This window comes from Pelomonas sp. SE-A7, from assembly GCF_030345705.1.
Classification (GTDB): domain Bacteria; phylum Pseudomonadota; class Gammaproteobacteria; order Burkholderiales; family Burkholderiaceae_C; genus JAUASW01.
Map to the genome: position 1 here is coordinate 597,775 of NZ_JAUASW010000002.1, position 18,584 is coordinate 616,358.

General features: G+C 64.0%; 19 protein-coding genes. 4 read left to right on the top strand and 15 right to left on the bottom strand.

The features are described from left to right. Window positions 1-81: 81 nt before the first annotated feature. The 5 genes from QT382_RS16755 to QT382_RS16775 form a co-directional block, all read right to left on the bottom strand. Entirely contained in the window at window positions 82-2,190 is a 2,109-nt protein-coding gene (locus QT382_RS16755) for a type IV pilus secretin PilQ (RefSeq protein ID WP_289255224.1), read from the bottom strand. A 68-nt stretch (window positions 2,191-2,258) separates the two neighbouring features. After that, window positions 2,259-2,723, bottom strand: coding sequence for a pilus assembly protein PilP (locus QT382_RS16760; protein ID WP_289255225.1), 465 nt, complete (start codon window positions 2,721-2,723; stop codon window positions 2,259-2,261). Between the two features lie 89 nt (window positions 2,724-2,812). Continuing rightward, the gene (locus QT382_RS16765) at window positions 2,813-3,499 is read right to left on the bottom strand and encodes a type IV pilus inner membrane component PilO (RefSeq protein ID WP_289255226.1); all 687 of its coding nucleotides are present in this window, start codon (window positions 3,497-3,499) and stop codon (window positions 2,813-2,815) included. Window positions 3,500-3,503: 4 nt separating this feature from the next. After that, window positions 3,504-4,112: a PilN domain-containing protein gene (locus QT382_RS16770; protein WP_289255227.1), complete on the bottom strand. Its 609-nt coding sequence runs from the start codon at window positions 4,110-4,112 to the stop codon at window positions 3,504-3,506. Beyond that, window positions 4,109-5,188, bottom strand: a complete 1,080-nt coding sequence (locus QT382_RS16775) for a pilus assembly protein PilM (RefSeq protein ID WP_289255228.1) — start codon at window positions 5,186-5,188, stop codon at window positions 4,109-4,111. Before QT382_RS16775 ends, QT382_RS16770 begins: the two co-directional genes overlap by 4 nt. 260 nt (window positions 5,189-5,448) lie before the next feature. Here QT382_RS16775 and QT382_RS16780 point away from each other — a divergent pair, with 260 nt between their 5' ends. Next, a complete protein-coding gene (locus tag QT382_RS16780) occupies window positions 5,449-7,806 on the top strand; it encodes a penicillin-binding protein 1A (RefSeq protein WP_289255229.1) in 2,358 nt (785 codons plus the stop codon). Here the strand turns inward: QT382_RS16780 and cyaY are convergent. Beyond that, the gene (cyaY, locus tag QT382_RS16785; protein ID WP_289255230.1) at window positions 7,796-8,152 is read right to left on the bottom strand and encodes an iron donor protein CyaY; all 357 of its coding nucleotides are present in this window, start codon (window positions 8,150-8,152) and stop codon (window positions 7,796-7,798) included. The two genes, QT382_RS16780 and cyaY, sit on opposite strands and share 11 nt — an antisense overlap. Between cyaY and lptM the strand changes: the two genes are divergently transcribed. Then, window positions 8,151-8,345, top strand: a complete 195-nt coding sequence (lptM, locus tag QT382_RS16790; RefSeq protein WP_289255231.1) for an LPS translocon maturation chaperone LptM — start codon at window positions 8,151-8,153, stop codon at window positions 8,343-8,345. The genes cyaY and lptM overlap by 2 nt on opposite strands. Here the strand turns inward: lptM and QT382_RS16795 are convergent. The 7 genes from QT382_RS16795 to QT382_RS16825 all read right to left on the bottom strand — a co-directional run bounded on the left by QT382_RS16795 (window position 8,342) and on the right by QT382_RS16825 (window position 15,524). After that, a complete protein-coding gene (locus QT382_RS16795; protein ID WP_289255232.1) occupies window positions 8,342-9,337 on the bottom strand; it encodes an ABC transporter ATP-binding protein in 996 nt (331 codons plus the stop codon). The genes lptM and QT382_RS16795 overlap by 4 nt on opposite strands. Further along, window positions 9,334-10,317 carry an ABC transporter ATP-binding protein gene (locus tag QT382_RS16800; protein WP_289255233.1) on the bottom strand — a complete coding sequence of 328 codons (984 nt, stop codon included), beginning with the start codon at window positions 10,315-10,317 and terminating at the stop codon, window positions 9,334-9,336. Before QT382_RS16800 ends, QT382_RS16795 begins: the two co-directional genes overlap by 4 nt. After that, window positions 10,314-11,243: an ABC transporter permease gene (locus tag QT382_RS16805; RefSeq protein ID WP_289255234.1), complete on the bottom strand. Its 930-nt coding sequence runs from the start codon at window positions 11,241-11,243 to the stop codon at window positions 10,314-10,316. Before QT382_RS16805 ends, QT382_RS16800 begins: the two co-directional genes overlap by 4 nt. Before the next feature lie 2 nt (window positions 11,244-11,245). Continuing rightward, window positions 11,246-12,229, bottom strand: a complete 984-nt coding sequence (locus QT382_RS16810; protein ID WP_289255235.1) for an ABC transporter permease — start codon at window positions 12,227-12,229, stop codon at window positions 11,246-11,248. A gap of 130 nt (window positions 12,230-12,359) precedes the next feature. Further along, window positions 12,360-13,103 (bottom strand): DUF3047 domain-containing protein, encoded by a 744-nt coding sequence (locus QT382_RS16815; protein WP_289255236.1) that lies wholly within the window; start codon window positions 13,101-13,103, stop codon window positions 12,360-12,362. Between the two features lie 112 nt (window positions 13,104-13,215). Then, a complete protein-coding gene (locus QT382_RS16820) occupies window positions 13,216-14,319 on the bottom strand; it encodes a porin (protein ID WP_289255237.1) in 1,104 nt (367 codons plus the stop codon). A gap of 182 nt (window positions 14,320-14,501) precedes the next feature. Next, window positions 14,502-15,524: a porin gene (locus QT382_RS16825; protein WP_289255238.1), complete on the bottom strand. Its 1,023-nt coding sequence runs from the start codon at window positions 15,522-15,524 to the stop codon at window positions 14,502-14,504. Window positions 15,525-15,799: 275 nt separating this feature from the next. On the opposite strand from QT382_RS16825, the gene coq7 reads away from it, so the two are divergent. Beyond that, complete coding sequence (gene coq7 / locus QT382_RS16830; protein ID WP_289255239.1) at window positions 15,800-16,435, top strand: 2-polyprenyl-3-methyl-6-methoxy-1,4-benzoquinone monooxygenase; 636 nt, start codon at window positions 15,800-15,802, stop codon at window positions 16,433-16,435. Here coq7 and QT382_RS16835 read toward each other — a convergent pair. After that, entirely contained in the window at window positions 16,432-17,847 is a 1,416-nt protein-coding gene (locus QT382_RS16835; protein ID WP_289255487.1) for a wax ester/triacylglycerol synthase family O-acyltransferase, read from the bottom strand. The genes coq7 and QT382_RS16835 overlap by 4 nt on opposite strands. Before the next feature lie 127 nt (window positions 17,848-17,974). Here QT382_RS16835 and QT382_RS16840 point away from each other — a divergent pair, with 127 nt between their 5' ends. Then, entirely contained in the window at window positions 17,975-18,226 is a 252-nt protein-coding gene (locus tag QT382_RS16840; protein ID WP_289255240.1) for an acyl-CoA-binding protein, read from the top strand. A gap of 40 nt (window positions 18,227-18,266) precedes the next feature. On the opposite strand, the gene QT382_RS16845 is transcribed toward QT382_RS16840, so the two are convergent. Beyond that, window positions 18,267-18,572: a polyhydroxyalkanoic acid system family protein gene (locus QT382_RS16845; RefSeq protein ID WP_289255241.1), complete on the bottom strand. Its 306-nt coding sequence runs from the start codon at window positions 18,570-18,572 to the stop codon at window positions 18,267-18,269. Window positions 18,573-18,584 lie beyond the last annotated feature (12 nt).

Here is an 18,584-nt window from a genome sequence, read left to right on the forward strand (position 1 = left end):
TCCATCGGAACCGACGCACTTGCCGTCGGAATCTCCCTCAAGCCATTGGATTCACTTGCCATGCCGCGTCGCCGTGCCGACTCACTTCACCACGGCTCGTTCCGTCACCACCTTGGGGGTGAGGAAGATCAGCAGTTCTGTCTTGCTCGAAATCCGCGACTTGTTCTTGAACAGGTTGCCAATGATCGGAATGTCTCCCAGCAGCGGCACCTTGCTTTCGTCGATTCGTTCGTCTTGCGTGAAGATGCCGCCGATCACGACCGTGCCGCCGTTCTCCACAAGCACCTGCGTCTGCACATGCTTGTTGTTGATGGCATAGCCCTGGGGCGTCAGCGTGCCCCGGCTGTCCTTGTTCACGTCGACGTTCATGATCACATTGCCTTCCGGCGTGATCTGCGGCGTGACCTCCAGCTTGAGCACGGCCTTCTTGAACGCGATCGACGTGGCACCGCTGGCCGTGGCCACCTGGTAGGGCAGTTCCTCGCCCTGCTCGATCAGGGCCTTCACCTGATCAGCCGTGATGACACGCGGGCTGGACACGATCTTGCCCTTGCCGTCCGCCTCCAGGGCCGACAGCTCCAGGTTCAGGAAGCGGTTGGACGCCGCGCTGAACAGAGACAGCGCAAACGAGACCGGGTTGGCGCCGCCGAAGGTATCGGACGAGACATTGGCCGGCAAATTGACGAACTGGCTGTTGGCATAGCTTTGCGCCACGCCTTGCCCGGTTTGCGCGCCCACGGCGTTGTAGTTGCCGCCGAGCGTCAGGTAGTTGTTGCCGGACAGGTTGTAGCCGGGGATGCCACCCTGGATGCCGCGCAAATCCTGGCTGCCCAGCTTGACACCCAGCGCACGACCGAACTTGTCGTCCGCCTCGACGATGCGGGCCTCGATCAGGACCTGGCGCACCGGGATGTCGATCTTGGCGATCATGGCCTGGATCTCTTCCAGCTTGGACGGAATGTCGCTGACGAAGAGCTGATTGGTGCGCGTCTCGTAAATGACGCTGCCGCGGGGTGACAGGATGCGTGTCGTAGCGGCACCGCTGTTGCCACCACTGCCACTGGTGGATTGGCCCGTCAGCCCCTTGGCCACTTCCTCGGCCTTGGTGTAGTTCAGCTGGAAGGCCTGGGTACGCACCGGTTCGAGGTTTGCAATTTGAGCCTTGGCCTCGAGCTCCATCTTTTCCTTGGCCGCCAGTTCGTCCTTGGGAGCGATCAGCAGCACATTGCCGGTCTTGCGCAGGCCCAGGTTCTTGGCCTGCATGATGATGTCCAGCGCCTGGTCCCAAGGCACGTCCTTGAGTCGCAGCGTGACGCTTCCGGTCACGGTGTCACTGGTCACCACGTTGAAATTGGTGAAGTCGGCGATCACCTGAAGCAGGGCTCGCACTTCGATGTTCTGGAAGTTCAGCGACAGCTTGTCGCCAGCAAAGCCAGGGCCCTGCACCAGCTTGTTGGGATCGACCTTCTGAGGCCGCACTTCGAGGACGAACTGGTTGTCGGTCTGGTAGGCGCTGTGTTCCCAGGCCCCCTTGGGCTCGACCACCATGCGAACCCGGTCACCGACCTGGTTGGTCGAGATGGCTTGCACCGGCGTGCCGAAATCGGTGACGTCGAGGCGGCGACGCAGGGCCTCCGGCAGGGTCGAACGCAGGAACTCGACGACCAGGGACTGGCCTTGCTGCTGGATGTCCACGCCCACCTGGTTGCTGGGCAGGTTCACGATGACTCGGCCCGTGCCATCCTGGCCGCGGCGGAAATCGATCTCACGCAGCGATTGCGGGCTGGCGTTGAGCGACTGCGCAAAGTGCACCGGCTCGCTGGTACCGGAGGCGGTCACGGCCGTCGGCGTGCTGTTCTCCAGAAACAAAACCAGGGCATTGCCCTGGATCTCGGCGCGATAACCTGCCGGCTGACGGAGGTTCAGCACCAGCCGGGTCCGCTCACCGGCCTGCGCGACCGCAATGGTGCGCAGATTGCCCTGGTTGATCTCGATCAGCGATCGGCCCAGATCGTTGCTGACGCCCGCCAGGTCGATCGCGACCCGCGGCGGCGTCTGCACCGTGAAGCCGCGTGGCACCTCGGTCAATGGCTGCGCCAGTTCGATGCGAACGACCTCGGTCCCGGCTTGCTGGACGCTGTTGATCGACTTGATGCTGTTCTGTGCCCAGGCCTGGAGCGGCAGCAGCATGCAGGTAGTGAGCGTCAAGGCCCATGCGCGCCAACGATTCATCCTGGAGATCTCCTGACTGATTGTTCTCATCGTCCCTTCTCCTGAAGCTGGAGGGTCGTGATGCGCTCCACCTGGTCGCCGGTCGCGTCCTGGACGAGTTCCCGCAAGGTGATGGCCGTCTCGCTGATCTGTTTGACAAGGCCGAAGTTCTGGCCGAGGTAGTCACCCACCTTGACCTGGTACAGCAGGTTATCCACCTTCACCAGGGCGTAGCGGCGCTCCTGCCGTGTCAGGCTGCCGACCATGCTCATGCTGTCCAGCGGATAGGCTTCGAGCGGCTCGCGCCGGCGGTTCAGTTCGGCCGCCAGCAGCGAGTTCGGCTGGCTCGCTTCCTGTTTGACCGCCACGCTGAGTTTCTGTGTGCTGTAGGGGTCGACGCCACCCATGGCCTCATAGGGCTGAGGCAGAAATTTCTTGGGCGGCACCAGCGGCGGAACACTGGCCTTGGCATTGCCGGCTTCGGTCTTCATCCAGGCTTGCAGCTCGTCCATATCGGCCGAACAGCCTGCCAGGCTCAGCCCGAGCAGCAGCGGTGCCAGCCAACGCGGTCTTGCTTGTTGCATCGTCGTCATCGCCGACCTCACTTCTTCGCCGCCTTGGCCGCGGCACGCTTCTGCTCAGCCACCTCGGCGGCATCCAGATAGCGGTAGGTCCGCGCCGTCGCTTCCATGCTCAGATTGCCGCTCTGCTGATCCTTGGTCGGCGCAGGCACGACCACCGCCAGGTTGTGAAGGGTCACGATGCGCGACAGGTTGGCGACGTCGGCCGCGAACGAACCTATGTCGTGATAGCGGCCCGAGACGCGCAGGCTGATCGGCTTTTCGGCGTAGTAGTCCTTCATGACTTCCTGACCAGGCCTGAACAGCTCGAACTGCAGGCCGCGCCCCAGGCCGGCCTGGTTGATGTCGGACAGCAGGGCGTCCATCTCGGCCTTGTTCGGCAGTTGCTTCTCGAGCTGCAGCACGTATTCCTCGACCTGGCTCTTCTGCTTGCGCAGCTCGGGCAGGTTCACTGCCTGTTTCAGTTTGGCCAGATATTGATCGCGCAACTTGGGTTCTTCGTCCTTGGCCGCATCGAGCCCGGTCTGCGCATCGGACAGCGCGAGCATCCAGCCTGCAACGCAGACCAGCGCGACGACGGTGATGAAGGCCGCCAGCTTGGGCAGCACCGGCCATTGACCCGGTTCGTTCGGATTGAGGCCGCGGAACTGCTCCGCGACACCTTCGAACCAGGCATTGACGTCAATATTGATGTTCTTGCTTGCCATGTGCTCAGGCCTTGTTCGGCGCGCCCTTCTTGGCGCCAGCATCAGGCTCGACCTGCGGCGTCTTGATCGACACCTTCATCGAGAACTCGAACAGTCGTCGCTGGTCCCGCGAGGTCGTGGTCAGATTGGCTTGCTTGATCTCGACCAGGTCGGCCTTCTCCAGCCACTCCGACCCGCTGCCGGCATTGCGCAGGAACTCGGAAACACGTTCCTGCGTCTGGGCGATACCGACCACGGTCACCACCTTCTCGGCCTGCTTGATGCTGATGAGGTAGATGCCTTCGGGCGTGAACCGGGCTAGCTCATTCAGCAGATGGACCGGCGTGTTGCGATCGGTCTGCAAGCCTTCGACCGCCTTTTGCCGGGCCTGCAGAGCCTCGATTTCGGCCTTGAGGTTGGCAATGTCCTTGATCTGCAGGTCCAGCCGCGCGATCTCGGCGCTGAGGTAGCTGTTGCGGCGTTGCTGCTCGCTCGTCATGTGCTGCAGCAGCAGGTAGACGAAGCCGACGATCAGCAGGCCGAGCACGGCGGAAACGCCAATGCCCGCAAAGAAGGCTTGCTTGCGGCGCTTGCGCTTTTCTTCGCGATACGGGAGCAGGTTGATCAGGATCACGAGTAGAACCTCCGCATCGCCAGACCGCAGGCGGTCAGGTAGGACGGGGCCTCGCGGCGCAGCTTGGGCTCACGCACCGCCGAACCCATGCCCATGTTCTCGAACGGGTTCACGATCATGCAGGCGAATCCGGTCAGCTCGGTCACCCGTTCCTTCAGCCCCGGCACGGTGGCCGTGCCGCCGGCCAGCATCACGTAGTGAACCTTGTGGTGTGGCGTGCTGGTGAAGAAGTACTGCAGGGCACGTCCGATTTCCTGCGACAGACTATCGACGAAGGGGTTCAGGACCGCAACCTCGTAGTCTTCCGGCAGGTCGTTGGCCAGCTTTTTGGCCTCAGCCTCCTCGAAGGAGAAACCGTACTGGCGCGAGATCAGCTGGGTCAGTTGCGAACCGCCAAAGGCCTGGTCGCGGTCGTAGAGCATCTCGTCATCGCGCAGCACCTTGAGGCTGGTGGTGTCGGCGCCGATCTCGAACAGTGCCACCAACGCGTCCTTGCCTTGATTCGGCAGGGCATCGATCAGACGCCCCATCGCCATCCGCGAGGCATGCGATTCGATGTCAAGAACCACGGGGCGCAAACCGGCTGCTTCAGCAAGACCCTGGCGGTCTTGCACCCGGTCCTTGCGGGACGCGGCGATCAGCACCTCGACGTCGCCGACCGAGGTCGGGCTGGGTCCGATCACGCAGAAGTCCAGGCTGACTTCGTCCAGTGAAAAGGGGATGTACTGGTTGGCCTCGGCCTCGACCTGGATCTCCATCTCCTCGTCGCGCAGACCGGCGGGGAGCATGATCTTCTTGGTGATCACCGCAGACTGCGGCATGGCGAGGACGGCATCCCGGGTGCGAGTGCCGCTGCGGGCAACCACCCGTCGCACGGCATCGGCCACCTCGTCGAATTTCTCGATTTGGCCGTCGGCAATCCAGCCTTTTTCGAACGGCTCGGATGCAAAACGCTCCAGCACCATCTCGCCGCTGGCGTTCTGGCTCAACTCCACCAGCTTGACGCTGGACGAGCTGATATCCAGGCCGATCATGGGCGGGTGCTTGCGCCCCAGCAGTACGTCTAGTATTCCCATGACGCGTATCCCCAAACGCGCAAACCTGCGCCGGACTTATTAATAAGTTACTTGAATGCTAGCAGCAAAGCCTATGACGCTTCAAAGAAATCCGGTCACAGCAAGTAACGCCGCGTTGCTAAACATACACGCGGGCTCGTTCAATAAAGGGACAAAAACCACCGCCCGGCGGACCTTGTCAAGACCTGACGTGACGCATCTCACGAACAGAATCGCGGGGGCACCCCTTCCTATAATCGCCCGACTCAAAACGGAGCCCCATGAGCGAAGCCAAGTCCAGTGACACGCCGTCCCCCCCTCAGCTGCACTGGGCCGCAAGAACCGGGCTTTGGTTTCTCGGACTGGGGGCCGCCGCCAGTTTTGCCGGGGCGTTGGTGCTGGGCATGGTGCTGGCGCTGGCCTATCCCAACCTGCCGGATATCTCCGGCCTGACCGATTACCGGCCCAAGCTGCCGTTGCGCGTGCTGTCGGCCGAAGGGGTGTTGCTGGCGGAATTCGGGGAAGAGCGCCGCAACTATCTGCCAATCGCCCAGATTCCCAAGGTGATGCAAGAGGCGGTGCTGGCGATCGAGGATGCCCGCTTCTACCAGCATGGTGGCGTCGACTATTTGGGTGTCATCCGCGCCGGCCTGGCCAATGTGGGCGAAGCCCGCAGCCAGGGCGCCTCGACGATCACGATGCAGGTTGCCCGCAATTTCTACCTGTCCACCGAGAAAACCCTGACACGCAAGATCTACGAGATTCTGCTGGCGCTCAAGATCGAGAGCGCGCTGAGCAAGGAGCAGATTCTCGAGATTTACATGAATCAGATTTTCCTGGGCCACCGCGCCTATGGCTTTGCGGCGGCCAGCGAGGTCTATTTCGGCAAGCCGCTGAAGCAGGTGACGATCGCCGAGGCGGCGATGCTGGCCGGCCTGCCCAAGGCCCCGTCGGCCTACAACCCGATCAACAACCCGCGCCGGGCCAAGGTACGCCAGCAATACATCATCGACCGCATGCTGGACAACGGCTACATCACGGCCGAGCAGCACGCCACTGCCAAGGCCCAGGTGCTGCGCTACCGCCAGCTCAGCGAATCGCCGTCGCAGGCTCAATATGTGGCGGAAGCGGCCCGCCAGCTGATTCACAGCCAGTATGGCGACGAGACCTATTCGCGCGGCCTCAACGTTTATCTGACGCTGCGCGCCGATGAGCAGAGCGTGGCCTACAAGGCATTGCGCCGCGGCATCATGGATTTCGAGCGCCGCCAGGTCTATCGCGGGCCCGAAGCCTATGTGGACCTGCCAGCCGAGCAGAAGGAACTGGATGCCCGCATCGCCGACGCGCTGTCCGACCATCCGGACAACGACGAACTGCAGGCTGCCGTGGTGCTGGAGGCCGATCCCAAGAAGGTCGTCGCCTCCCTGCTGAATGGTGAGGCCATCACCATCGTCGGCGAAGGCCTGCGACCCGCCACCTCCGGCCTGTCCGAGAAAGGCAACCCCAAGACCCGCATCCGCCGCGGCGCGGTGATCCGCGTCATCAAGTCGGTCGGCAAGGCCGGCAAGGATGAATGGACCATCACCCAGCTGCCCGAAGTCGAGGGCGCATTCATTGCCATGGACCCGCGCAACGGCCAGGTCCGCGCCATGGTCGGCGGCTTCGACTTCAACAAGAACAAATTCAACCACGTCACCCAGGCCTGGCGCCAGCCGGGCTCCAGCTTCAAGCCCTTCATCTACTCGGCGGCGCTGGAAAAAGGCTTCACGCCCAGCACCGTGGTCAATGACGCGCCGCTGTTCTTCGATGCCACCACGACCGGCAGTCAGCCCTGGGAACCGAAGAACTACGACGGCACGTTCGACGGCCCGCTGCCTTTGCGCAGGGCGCTGGCCAAGTCGAAGAACATGGTGTCGATCCGCGTCCTGCAGTCCATAGGCGTCCATTACGCACAGGACTGGATCACGCGCTTCGGTTTCGAGGCCGACAAGCATCCGGCCTACCTGACCATGGCCCTGGGCGCCGGCTCGGTCACGCCGATGCAGATGGCACAGGGCTACGCAGTTTTCGCCAATGGGGGCCACAGCATCACCCCACAGCTGATCAGCAAGCTGACCGACAACAAGGGCAAGCTGCTCTACCAGGCGCCGGAGCCGGTGGTCGATGAAAGCAAGCGCGTGATCGACGCCCGCAACGCCTTCATGATGACCAGCCTGCTGCAGGAAGTGACCCGCAGCGGCACAGCCGCCAAGGCGCAAGCGGCACTCAAGCGCCCCGACATCTACGGCAAGACCGGCACGACCAACGATTCGATGGACGCCTGGTTCGCCGGCTACCAGGAAGAAGTGGTGGCCGTGGTCTGGATAGGCTATGACCAGCCGCGCAAGCTGGGTGACCGCGAAACCGGCGGCGGCCTGGCCCTGCCGGTGTGGATCGAGTACATGGGCTTCGCGCTGCGCAACACCGCGGTGTCAGAAGCGGCGGCGCCCGAAGGCGTGGTGCAGCTCAACGGAGAGTGGTACTACGACGAATACACCGGCCATACCGGCGTCAAGGCCCTGGCCAACGATGAGGCCAAGGCACCTCAACCGGTGAGCGAAGCCGAGAAGAAGAGCATCCTGGATCTGTTCAAGCGTTGACGAAGCTCAGCGCTTGGCCAGCCTGGGCGCTGGCCTGCTCGGACAGCACGACATGGAACTCGCGGCCCTCGCGCTCTATCCACTGCCCGTCCACGTAGCGGAAATGGAAGCCGCCGCCGCGCGCCGCCAGCCAAACCTCCTGCAAGGGCGGCTGGGTGTTCAGCACGATCTTGCTGCCGCCCGGCAGGCTCAGCTCCAGCAGGCCGCCGGTCCTGTGGCTGTCGATGTCGATCACGTCCTCGTCCAGCCAGGCGTCTACTGTGGCCTCGACCCGGTCCAGCAGCGCCCGCGTCCTGGTCTGGTAATCGATATCGCTGAGGGGCGTGGCAACAAGAGAGGCGGTCATGGCCGATAAACTTCCTCGAATGGAGCTGAACAAAGAACTGAACGGAAGTGTAGGTCTTGGCCGCTTGGGCCTGGGCTTGACCCTGTTGCTGGTGCTGGCGGCCTGCGGCCAGAAGGGACCTCTGGTCCTGTCCGACGACAAGCCGGCCAAGCCAGGCTCCGCGGCGTCGGCACCGCAGCAGCTAGCGCGCTAGATCCGACCTTCCTCGACCGCGTGGCAGGCCACGCGAATCCCCTTGAGTTCCTGCATGGCCGGCCGCTCGGCCTGGCAGCGTGCGTTGGCATGCGGGCAGCGCGGATGGAAGCTGCAACCGCTGGGCGGATTCAAGGGATTGGGCACTTCGCCCTGCACCGGCGTGCGGCTGCGGCCTGACATCGCAATGTCGGGAATCGCGTCCAGCAGCATGCGCGTGTATGGGTGCCGGGGTTGCGCGAACAACTCGGCCTTGTCCGCCAATTCCACCAGGCGGCCCAGGTACATCACGCCGACCTGGTCGGCCACGTGACGCACCACCGCCAGGTTGTGCGAGATGAACAGATAGGTCAGGCCCTGGCTGCGCTGCAGGTCCTTCATGATGTTGAGGACCTGGGCCTGCACCGAAACGTCCAGCGCCGAGGTGGGCTCGTCGCAGACCAGGAACTCGGGCTGCGTGGCCAACGCACGGGCAATCGAGATCCGCTGGCGCTGGCCGCCCGAGAACTGGTGCGGGAATTTCTGCCGGTCGGCCGCCGACAGGCCGACCATGCGCAGCAGTTCGTCCACCCGGTCCTGCAAGACCTGTCCCTTGCGCATGAGGCCATGTTCCAGCAAGGGTTCGGCCACGATCTGCTGAACCTGCCAGCGCGGATTCAGCGAGGCATAGGGATCCTGGAAGATCATCTGCATGCGCCGACGCAAGGCCGGCGCGGCCTTGGAGCCCAGCGTGGCACCAAGGTCCAGACCATCGAAGCTCAATGAGCCCCGGCTCGGCTGATACAGGCCGACCAGGAGGCGAGCCACCGTGCTCTTGCCGCAACCCGATTCGCCAACCAGGGCCAGGGTGTGGCCCTTCTCGATGCTGAAGGACAGGCCATCGACCGCATGAACGAACTGCCGCGGCTTGCGCTCGACCACGCGGTTCAACCAGGGCGCCGAGACCTCGAAGGTCTTGGCCAGATCCACTACTTCGATCAATGGGCGGCTCATGGCTTGGCCCCCTCTTGATCGTGCAGCCAGCAAGCCGCAAGACTCGCTCCCGCATCGATCAGCTCCGGCCTCTGCTCACTGCATCGAGCCATGGCACGCTCGCAGCGCGGATGGAAGGCGCAGCCCTTGGGAATCGCATTGAGCCGCGGCATTGCCCCATCGATTTGCAACAGGCGCTCACGGTCCTGGTCCATGGCGGGAATGGCCCCCATCAGCCCAGCCGTGTAGGGATGGGCCGGTCGATGTATGACCTCCTGCACAGGCCCGATCTCAACGATGCGGCCGGCGTACATCACGGCCACGCGGTCGCAGGTTTCCGCGATCACGCCCATATCGTGCGTGACCAGCATGACCGCAGCGCCCTGCTCTTTGCAGACCGACTTGAGCAAGCCGATGATCTGCGCCTGAATGGAGACGTCGAGCGCCGTCGTCGGCTCGTCGGCCACGATCAGCTGCGGCTTGGCGGCCAGGGCCAGGGCAATGACGACGCGCTGGCGCATGCCGCCAGAGAACTGGTGCGGGTACTGGTCGATGCGGGCTTCTGGCGCCGGGATGCCGGTTTGCCGCAGCAGGTCGATGGCTCGCTCACGCGCCTGTGCACGACTCATCGGCAAATGGGTGCAGATGGTCTCGATCAACTGCCTCCCCACCGTGTACAGCGGGTTCAGCGAGGTCAGCGGGTCCTGGAAGATGGCGCCTATGCGGCGCCCACGGATCTGGCGCAGCTTGGCCTCGGTCAGCTGGTCTATGCGCTCGCCGGCCAGGCGGATCTCGCCACCGGCGATGCGGCCCGGCGGATCGAGCAGGCCGATGATGGCCGCGCCGGTCAGCGATTTGCCGGCACCTGACTCGCCGACCACGCCCAGCACTTCGCCCGGCGCAATCTCGAAGCTGATGTCGTCCAGTGCCAGCAAGGTGCCGCGGCGCGTCGGGAACTCGACCCGCAGCGAGCGGACTTCCAGCAAGGGCTCGCGGCTCATGAGCGCAACCTCGGATTCAAGGCGTCGCGCAGCCAGTCGCCCAGCAGGTTCACGCTCAGAGAGATCAGCACCAACATCAGGCCTGGCCAGATCGTGATCCAGAGCTCACCAGAGAACAGGAAATCGTTGCCGATGCGGATCAGGGTGCCCAGCGAGGGGCTGGTCGGCGGCACACCAACGCCGAGAAAGGACAAGGTCGCCTCGGTGATGATGGCTGCCGCCACCTGCAGAGTGGCCAGCACCATCACCGGCCCCAGCACATTGGGCAGCACATGACGGAACATGATGCGCCACTGCGGCACGCCGATGACGCGGGCCGCCTGCACATATTCCTTGTTGCGCTCGACCAGGGTTGCCCCGCGCACCGTGCGCGCGTACTGCACCCAGCCCGACAGCGCTATGGCCAGTATCAGCACCAGGAAGGCCAGCGTGTCATGCGCGTTGGGGAACAGGGCTCGCCCGATGCCGTCGATCAGCAGCGCGATCAGGATGGACGGGAAGGACAGCATCACGTCGCAGACCCGCATGATGAAGGCATCGACCCGGCCGCCGACGAAGCCCGACAGCAGGCCCAGGCTCACGCCAATCAGCATGGACAGGCAGACCGAGGCCAGGCCCACGAAAAGCGAGATGCGGGCGCCATACATCAGGGCCGAGAGAATGTCCCGCCCCTGGTCGTCGGTACCAAGCAGGTACTTGGTGCTGCCGCCCTCCATCCAGGCTGGCGGCAGCCTCGCATCCATCAACTCCAGCGTGGCCAGGTCGAACGGGTTGTGCGGTGCCAGGCGCTCCGCGAAGAGCGCACAGACCAGGCAGGTCAGGGCGATGAGGGCGGCGACGATGGCCACCGGCGAGCGACGGAAGGAATACCAGAGGTCTCCGTCGAGGAAGCGGCGCCAGGCGCCGGGCGACTTGGTCTGCGCCATCGTCAATGAGCCCCGGCCTTGCCCTCGACGCGCAGGCGCGGATCGACGGCGAAATAGAGAAGGTCGACCAGCAGATTGATGGTCACGAAGATGAACGAGATCAGGCACAGGTAGGCCGCCATCACCGGGATATCGGCGAACTGCACGGCCTGGATGAAAAGCAGGCCCATGCCCGGCCACTGGAACACGGTCTCGGTGATGATGGCGAAGGCAATCAGCGAGCCCAGCTGCAGGCCGGTGATGGTGATCACCGGCACCAGGGTGTTCTTCAGCGCATGGCCGAAGTAGACGGCCCGGTCGCTCAGGCCACGGGCACGGGCGAAGCGGATGTAGTCGGTTCGCAGCACCTCAAGCATCTCGGCACGGACCAGGCGCATGATCAGCGTCAGTTGGTAGACCGAGAGAGTCAGCGCCGGCAGCAGCAGGTGCTTGAGGCCGTCAGCGGTCAGCAAGCCGGTGCTCCAGGTTCCGAAGGCCACGACCTCTCCGCGGCCAAAACTGGGCAGCCACTTGAGGGTCACGGCGAACACCAGGATCAGCAGGATGCCGATCAGGAAAGTGGGCAGCGAGACGCCGAGCAAAGACATCATCATCAGCAGCTGGGCACCGAAGCGACCGCGTCGCAAGGCTGCGTAGACCCCCAAGGGAATGCCCAGGCCCAGCGCAATCAGACCGGCGCTGAGCGCCAATTCCAAGGTGGCCGGAAGCCGCTCGGCGATCAGGCTGGAGACCTTACGCCCCTGCCGCAGGCTGATGCCGAACTCGCCTTGCACGGCGTTGCCGACGAAGTGCGCGAACTGGACCGGGAACGGCGCATCCAGGCCCAGGTCGTGGCGCAGCTGGTCGCGCTGCTCCTGCGTGGCGTCCTGTCCTAACAGGTTGGTGACGGGGTCGCCGACATACTGGAACAGCATGAAGGCCAGAAAGGCCACCGTCAGCATGACGATCAGGGCCTGGACCAGCCGGCGAAGAATGAAGACAAGCATGTCGTCGAGAAAGCCAGGGCTATCGAATCACGGCGACCGGCCAGCCTCACCGCTGGCGCGAATCATGTCGCAGCGCCTCACGCGCAGCCAAGCGGGTTAGCCCCGATGCAAGGGCCTGCGAACGAAATGCTCAGAAGCTCATGCCGCCAGGCAGTTCGCGCTGCTGTGGGTCAAGGAACTGCAGGCGGCCGTAGCAGGCTTCGGTCCGGCTCTTGGTGTTGTCGGCATCAGTCATCACGGCCGCCTGCACCAGGCGCCCGGGCTCCTCGCCGAAGGCCTTCCGAAAGTCCGAGGCGATGTCTCGGCTGAACCGCTTCCAGGCCCCGGTTGACCGCCCGGAGCCCACGACGATCTTGCGGATCCGGTCGCTGTGCGCATTGACGATGACGGATTCGGGCTCGGCCTTGGCATCCCAGACATACATCAAGGTGGCATAGGGCGGCGCTTCGCCGGTCAGCGTTCGGGCCAGTTCGAACAGCATGCGATTTCGCATGGACAGTCGCCCCTCCTCGCCGCCAAAGGCCAGGACCAGCCGGGCCGGTGCGTCGTCCAGGGGTTCTTCATGGGCGGCGTGCCCGAGCAAGGCGTCGGGCGCGATCCACCAATCAAACTCAACACGGCCCAGCTGTTGCGGATCCAGATCGAGTGGCCGACGCAGCAGGCTGGCCGATTGATTGGCTTCGGCCAGCAAGCAGGCTCGGCCAGCCCGGTTCGCCAGGCCATAGCGTGTTTGTCGCTTTCCGGGAAGTTCGCGGACCGACCAGTCAGGCAATTCGGCCGTCACCGAAGCTGCCGCCTGCTTGTCCGGCTTCGGATCGTGCGAAGCGCAAGCCGCCAGCAGCAGCGGCAGAAAAGACAGCAACAACCTGCTCAAGCCAGCTCCCAATCAGTCGCGGCACGCGCCCATGCACGACGCACAAAAAGAAACGGGCCGCTCTCGCGGCCCGTTGCGGCATCGGTTTGCACCGACGCAATCCCTTTAGGGATTAGAAGCGGTGACGCAGGCCGACCATGTAGCCGGTGCGGGTCAGCGCGGTGTTGGCCAGCGTCAGGTTGCCCTTGGCGCGGAAGTTGTCGAACTCGACGTAAGCGTCGGTACGCTTGGACAGCGCGTAGTCGGCAACGAAGGCCATGGCGTCGATCACGCCGTCAGCACCCGAAGCCAGACCGGTTTGCTTGCCCTTCCAGACCTGGGCACCCACGTTCAGCTGAGGGGTCAGCTGATAGGTGACGCCAGCGGAATACAGGTCACGAACCTTGGCAGCAGCGCCCGTGGCAACTGCCGTACGGGTACCGATAGCCGTGTAGACCGTGCCCAGCAGACCAGCGTTCACTGCCGGATCAAAGCCGGTTTCGAACTTGTTCTGTGCCCAGGCGACGTTGACGTACAGGGGACCGTCGGTCCAGCTGGCGCCCAGCGTCTGAGCCGTGACCTTCTTGCCGCTCTTGTCTTCCGACTGCAGCCAGACATAGGCACCGGCGAAGCTGCCAACAGCGTAACGGGCCATACCGCCCATCGACTTGCCTTGGCCGATCGTGGCGGCGTCGCCACCGTTTTCACCGGCGCTCACCTGTGCTTCGAAGCGCAGGCCGCCCGACTCAACCAGGTACTTGACCATGTTGCTCTGGCGAGCGGTGATGGCCATGCCGATTTCCGGCTTGAACACTTCGATGTACGGCGAGTACTTGAACGAAGCGTAGGTCGACGTTGCAGCGTCGAACAGCAGGTTGTACTGGCGACCCAGGGTGATGCGGCCGAAGTTGTTCGACTGCAGGCCCACCCAGGCTTGACGCCAGAAGTCGGCACCGGCGGACGTGCCGGTGTCGAGCAGCAGGCGGTGTTCCATGCTGGCCAGGGCCTTCAGGCCGTCGCCCAGGTCTTCAACCACGTTGACACCCAGACGGCTCTGCGACATGCCGCCACCGACCATCTGAGACAGCGAAGCAGCCTTGGTCGCGGCGGTGGGGCCGGAATTGGTGGTGTAGCGCACGGCGCCATCCAGGATGCCGTAAATCGTCACACTGGACTGGGCCCAGGCGGCGCTGGTGCTGGCGGCCAGGATGCTAACGGCCAGGCAAAGTTTCTTCATCAAAGTGTCTCCTGCTGAAAAGAGGTCCGAGGCGCATTCTCCACGCCACAAGCTAATGCCGCCAACTTGCCTGTTGCAGACCGCCAACAGTCAGGTCCCGGGCGCCCAGCGCCCAAACAAGAAAGCAAAAGAGCCGCACTGGGCAGCTCGATCTCTGGCGCCGATGGTCGGCGACTTTAACCTTAATAGCTGTGGCGCAGGCCGACGTCAAAGGCGCTGGACTTCTGGCCGGCCGTGACGGTCGGGGAACCGGCGATGGCCACGGCGCTCTTGCCGCTGTTCTTGATTTCGGCGACCGTCATGTACAGCGCCGTGCGCTTGGAGACTGCGTGCACGTAGCCCAGGGTCAGCAGCTTGATGTCACCCACACCCGACAGTGCCTCGGCTGCTGCATTGGCATTGCTGCTTGCGTAGTGCGCACGGAACGACGAGTCTCCGACCACCGGCACGATCACGCCGACCGTGTAGATCGACTGCTTGGCCGCGTTGAACTTGGTGTTGCCGACGGTCGCCTGGACCGTGGCCGGGCCGAAGTTGTACGAAGCGCCGATGACGTTCAGCTTGTAGCTGGAAGCCTTTGCATCGGTATCGGCCAGGCCGCCAGCGATGTTCAGTGCGCCATCCTTGTAGCCCAGTCGGGCCGACTTGTACTTCTTGCCGTCGGTACCTTCGCCGGCGCCCACTTCCAAAGTGCCATACAGGCCGCCGAGGTTGTCGGGCAGGTTGTAGGCGACCTGGTTGTCGGCGCGGTTCAGCGTGTCGGCCGCGCTGCCCAGCAGCGAGTAGACCTTGGAGATGTCGGCGATACCGGCCGTCTCGAACGGCGTGAAGCCGTCGATCACCAGGCGCGCAGCGGTCTTGTGGCGACCCAGGCGAATTTCACCCAGCTTGCTGTCGCTCAAAGACACGGTGGCGCGGCGGCTCCAGAAGCGGGCGGTGTCGCTGCCCTGCGTGCCCACGTCGGCGGCCAGCGCGGCTTCAATCCAGAAATTGGCCTTCAGGCCGTCGCCCAGATCTTCGGTACCACGGAAGCCCAGACGACTGCTTGAGTTGCCGTCGGTGGCCAGCAGGTTCAACGTCTTGCCGCTGGACTTGGCCTGGCGCATGGCCAGGTCGACGACGCCAAAGGCCGTCACGGTCGACTGGGCAGCCGCAGCGCCGGCCAGCGAAGCCAGGACCGCGCCCAGCAGGATCGATTTCTTCATTTGATGTAGCTCCTTGATGTACGAAAACGGCACAGTTGGCCTCAACTACCGCGGCGACGCCCTGATCTGTCGTGAGCCGCAGCTGAAGTTGACGCTATTGCACCAGAGCAAACCCTAGGTTCGCCATCAAGGATTTATGACAAAGGGCTTTCGTTGCCGACCGACAACGACACGCGGCACTCACGAAATCGTCATATCGAACTGCAGGCCGGGCCGGGAGAAGGTGCCCGGTCGACGCACTTAAACTGCCCGCGTCGTCAGCTTGTTGCCCCGCCATGTCCCGCCCCGCCCTGCCCGCCTCCGACCGACTGCTGAGCGCCCTGGACCACGGACTGCGGACCGTGTTTGCCAAGCCGCCAGGCTCCAGGCCATCGCCGGCTTCGAGCCGGGCCGACCTGAGCGAAGACCAGCGTCGCGAATCCGCCGCGCTGATGCGGGTGAATCATGTGGGCGAAGTCTGTGCCCAGGCGCTGTACCAGGCCCAGGCCCTGGTGTGCAGCGACCCGATCCTGCGCGAGGCCTTCGATCAGGCGGCCAAGGAAGAAATCGACCACCTGGCCTGGACCCGGCAGCGCCTGGATGAGTTGGGTGACCGACCCAGCCTGCTCAACCCGCTCTGGTACGGAGGCGCCTTCGCGCTCGGCACCCTGGCCGGCCTGGCCGGCGACAAGGTCAGCCTGGGCTTTCTGGTCGAAACCGAACGCCAGGTCGAACAGCACCTGGCCTCGCACCTGGAGCGGCTGCCGGCCGAGGATCTGCCCTCGCGCGAGGTCGTGGCCCAGATGAAGATCGACGAGGCCCAGCACGCCGAGCATGCCCAGGCAGCCGGTGCCATGGTCCTGCCGACCCCGGTGCCACAGCTGATGAAGATGGCAGCGCGCGTGATGACCCGCGTCGCCCACCGGATCTAGACCGCGTCCTCGCCCCAGGGCAGCATCAGGGCCAGCCACAGCAGCTTTTCGAACTCGGGTGCGAAGCGCTCGATGATGGCCTCGGGATCGGGGCACAGCCCGCTGTCGGTGATCAGGCCGAACTGCACCTTGCCGGCATAGGTGAGGATGCTGACCCCCATGCCGATGTCACCCGACTGCGGCACCCAGAACATCACCCGCTCGACCTCGGAGCCGCAGAACTTCAGGGCCTGGGCCGGACCCGGCACATTGGTCATCACTGCCGTGGCCTTCTTGGCGAAGATGTTCAGCATCGCATGCTGCACCGGCTTGATCAGCAGGCCGGCCACCGAAAGCAGGCCGAAGGCCATGATGGGTTGGAAGCTGCCCTTGAGCTCTTGCATCCGCGCACGCACCGCATAAAGCCGCTCGACCGGATTGGCGATGCCGATCGGCAGCACCAGAGGTACCAGGCCGAAACGATTGCCCAGCTGGTAAGCCTTTTCCAGCGGCCGCAGATTGACCGGCACCATGGCGCGGATTTCCTGGCCGGAAGGGTCGTCGCCCTTGTCGCGCAGATAGGCGCCGATGGCACCGGCCACGCAGGCCAGCAGCACGTCGTTGATCGAAGTGTTGAGAGCCTTGCTGACCGCCTTGACCTCGTCCAGCGGCAGGCCGTTGTCCCAGGCCACGCGCTTGCTCGCGCCTGGCTTCCCCTTGAGCCGGGTGTGGGAGTCGTCCGGCATCAGCGCGAAGGCGGCCACGTCGCTGACTGCCTGGTAGCCCATGCGCGCCATTTCCACGGAACTGTCCAGCGGATGCGGCGGATTGATCATGGTCGCTATCGACTTGCCGGCGCCCGCACCCGCCAGGCCTATGGCCTTGACCGTCATGTCGCTGAAGGGCTTGAGCACCGTGTCGGTGAGCCAGTCCTGGTCGTCGCGAGGCTGCTGCTGGCGCTTGGGCGGCGCCTTGCCGCCATCGGTGATGGACAGCATCACCGAGATCAAGGCGATGCCGTCGGCGATGCAGTGGTGGATGCGGGCGATCAGGTAGCTGGCGCCGTCCAGGTCCTCGATGATCTGAAACTGCCACAGCGGATGGTTCGGGTCCAGCGGCTGAGCGGCCAGCTCGCCCACCCTCTCCTTCAGCGTCTCCAGCTGGCTCTGTCCGCGCATGGGCAGCAGCACCTCCTGGACCACGTGGCGCGAGATCTGGAAGTCCTCGTCCTCCACCCATTGCGCGCCCAGCGCGTCCTCCACCACTTTCTGGCGGAAGCGCGTGTACTGCAAGAGCCGGGCCTCGACCCGCTCGCGCAGCTGCGCCAGCGTGATCCTGGGGCGAATGGTCCAGACCCCGACGATCATCATCAGGTTGGACTCGGTGTCCATGCGCAGCCAGGCCGTGTCGACCTTGGACATCCGTTCGATCATTGGGGCCAAGGCTGTCTCCTGTGTCGTCGATCAGGGGTCGATCTAGAGTCGATTCACCAGACGATGCTGGTTAACATCGGCGGCGTCCATCCCGATTGTCACCACGTATTTGCAGGAGAGAGACACGATGAGCCTCAAGGAACAGTTCGAAGCCGCGGTTGCAGCATCCAAGCAACTGCCGGAACGCCCCGACAACATGACCCTGCTCAAGATCTACGCGCTCTACAAGCAGGCCAGCGAAGGCGACTGCGAAGGCAAGCGCCCCGGGTTCACCGACATGGTGGGCCGCGCCAAGTTCGATGCCTGGGACGGCCTCAAGGGCACGTCGGCAGACGACGCGATGCAGCAGTACATAGACCTGATCGAAGGCCTGAAATAAGCCTTCGCAGGCAACCGAGAAAAGCCGGCCTCAGGGCCGGCTATTTCTTTTTGGTCGAAGCCTTGAGCAGGCTGTCGAGTTCCTTCTGGACCTCGTTCTCGATGGTCGACTTGAAGGCGCCGAGCAGGAAGCCCAGCTTTGCACTCAGCTCGAAGTGGTCCGGCGCAACGATCAGCTCGCCCTTCACCCCGGAGCGGGTGAATTCCACCGTGTCGCTGGTCTTGCCTTCCAGCACGGTGCATTCCATGTCGAACTTGGCCTCGACCTGCTCGGCCCAGGCCCAGGCGATCTCCCTGGCCTTGGCCAGGCCCAGGCTGTGGTCGCGGTGGATGTGGATGTCGGCCATGTCTTCGTCTCC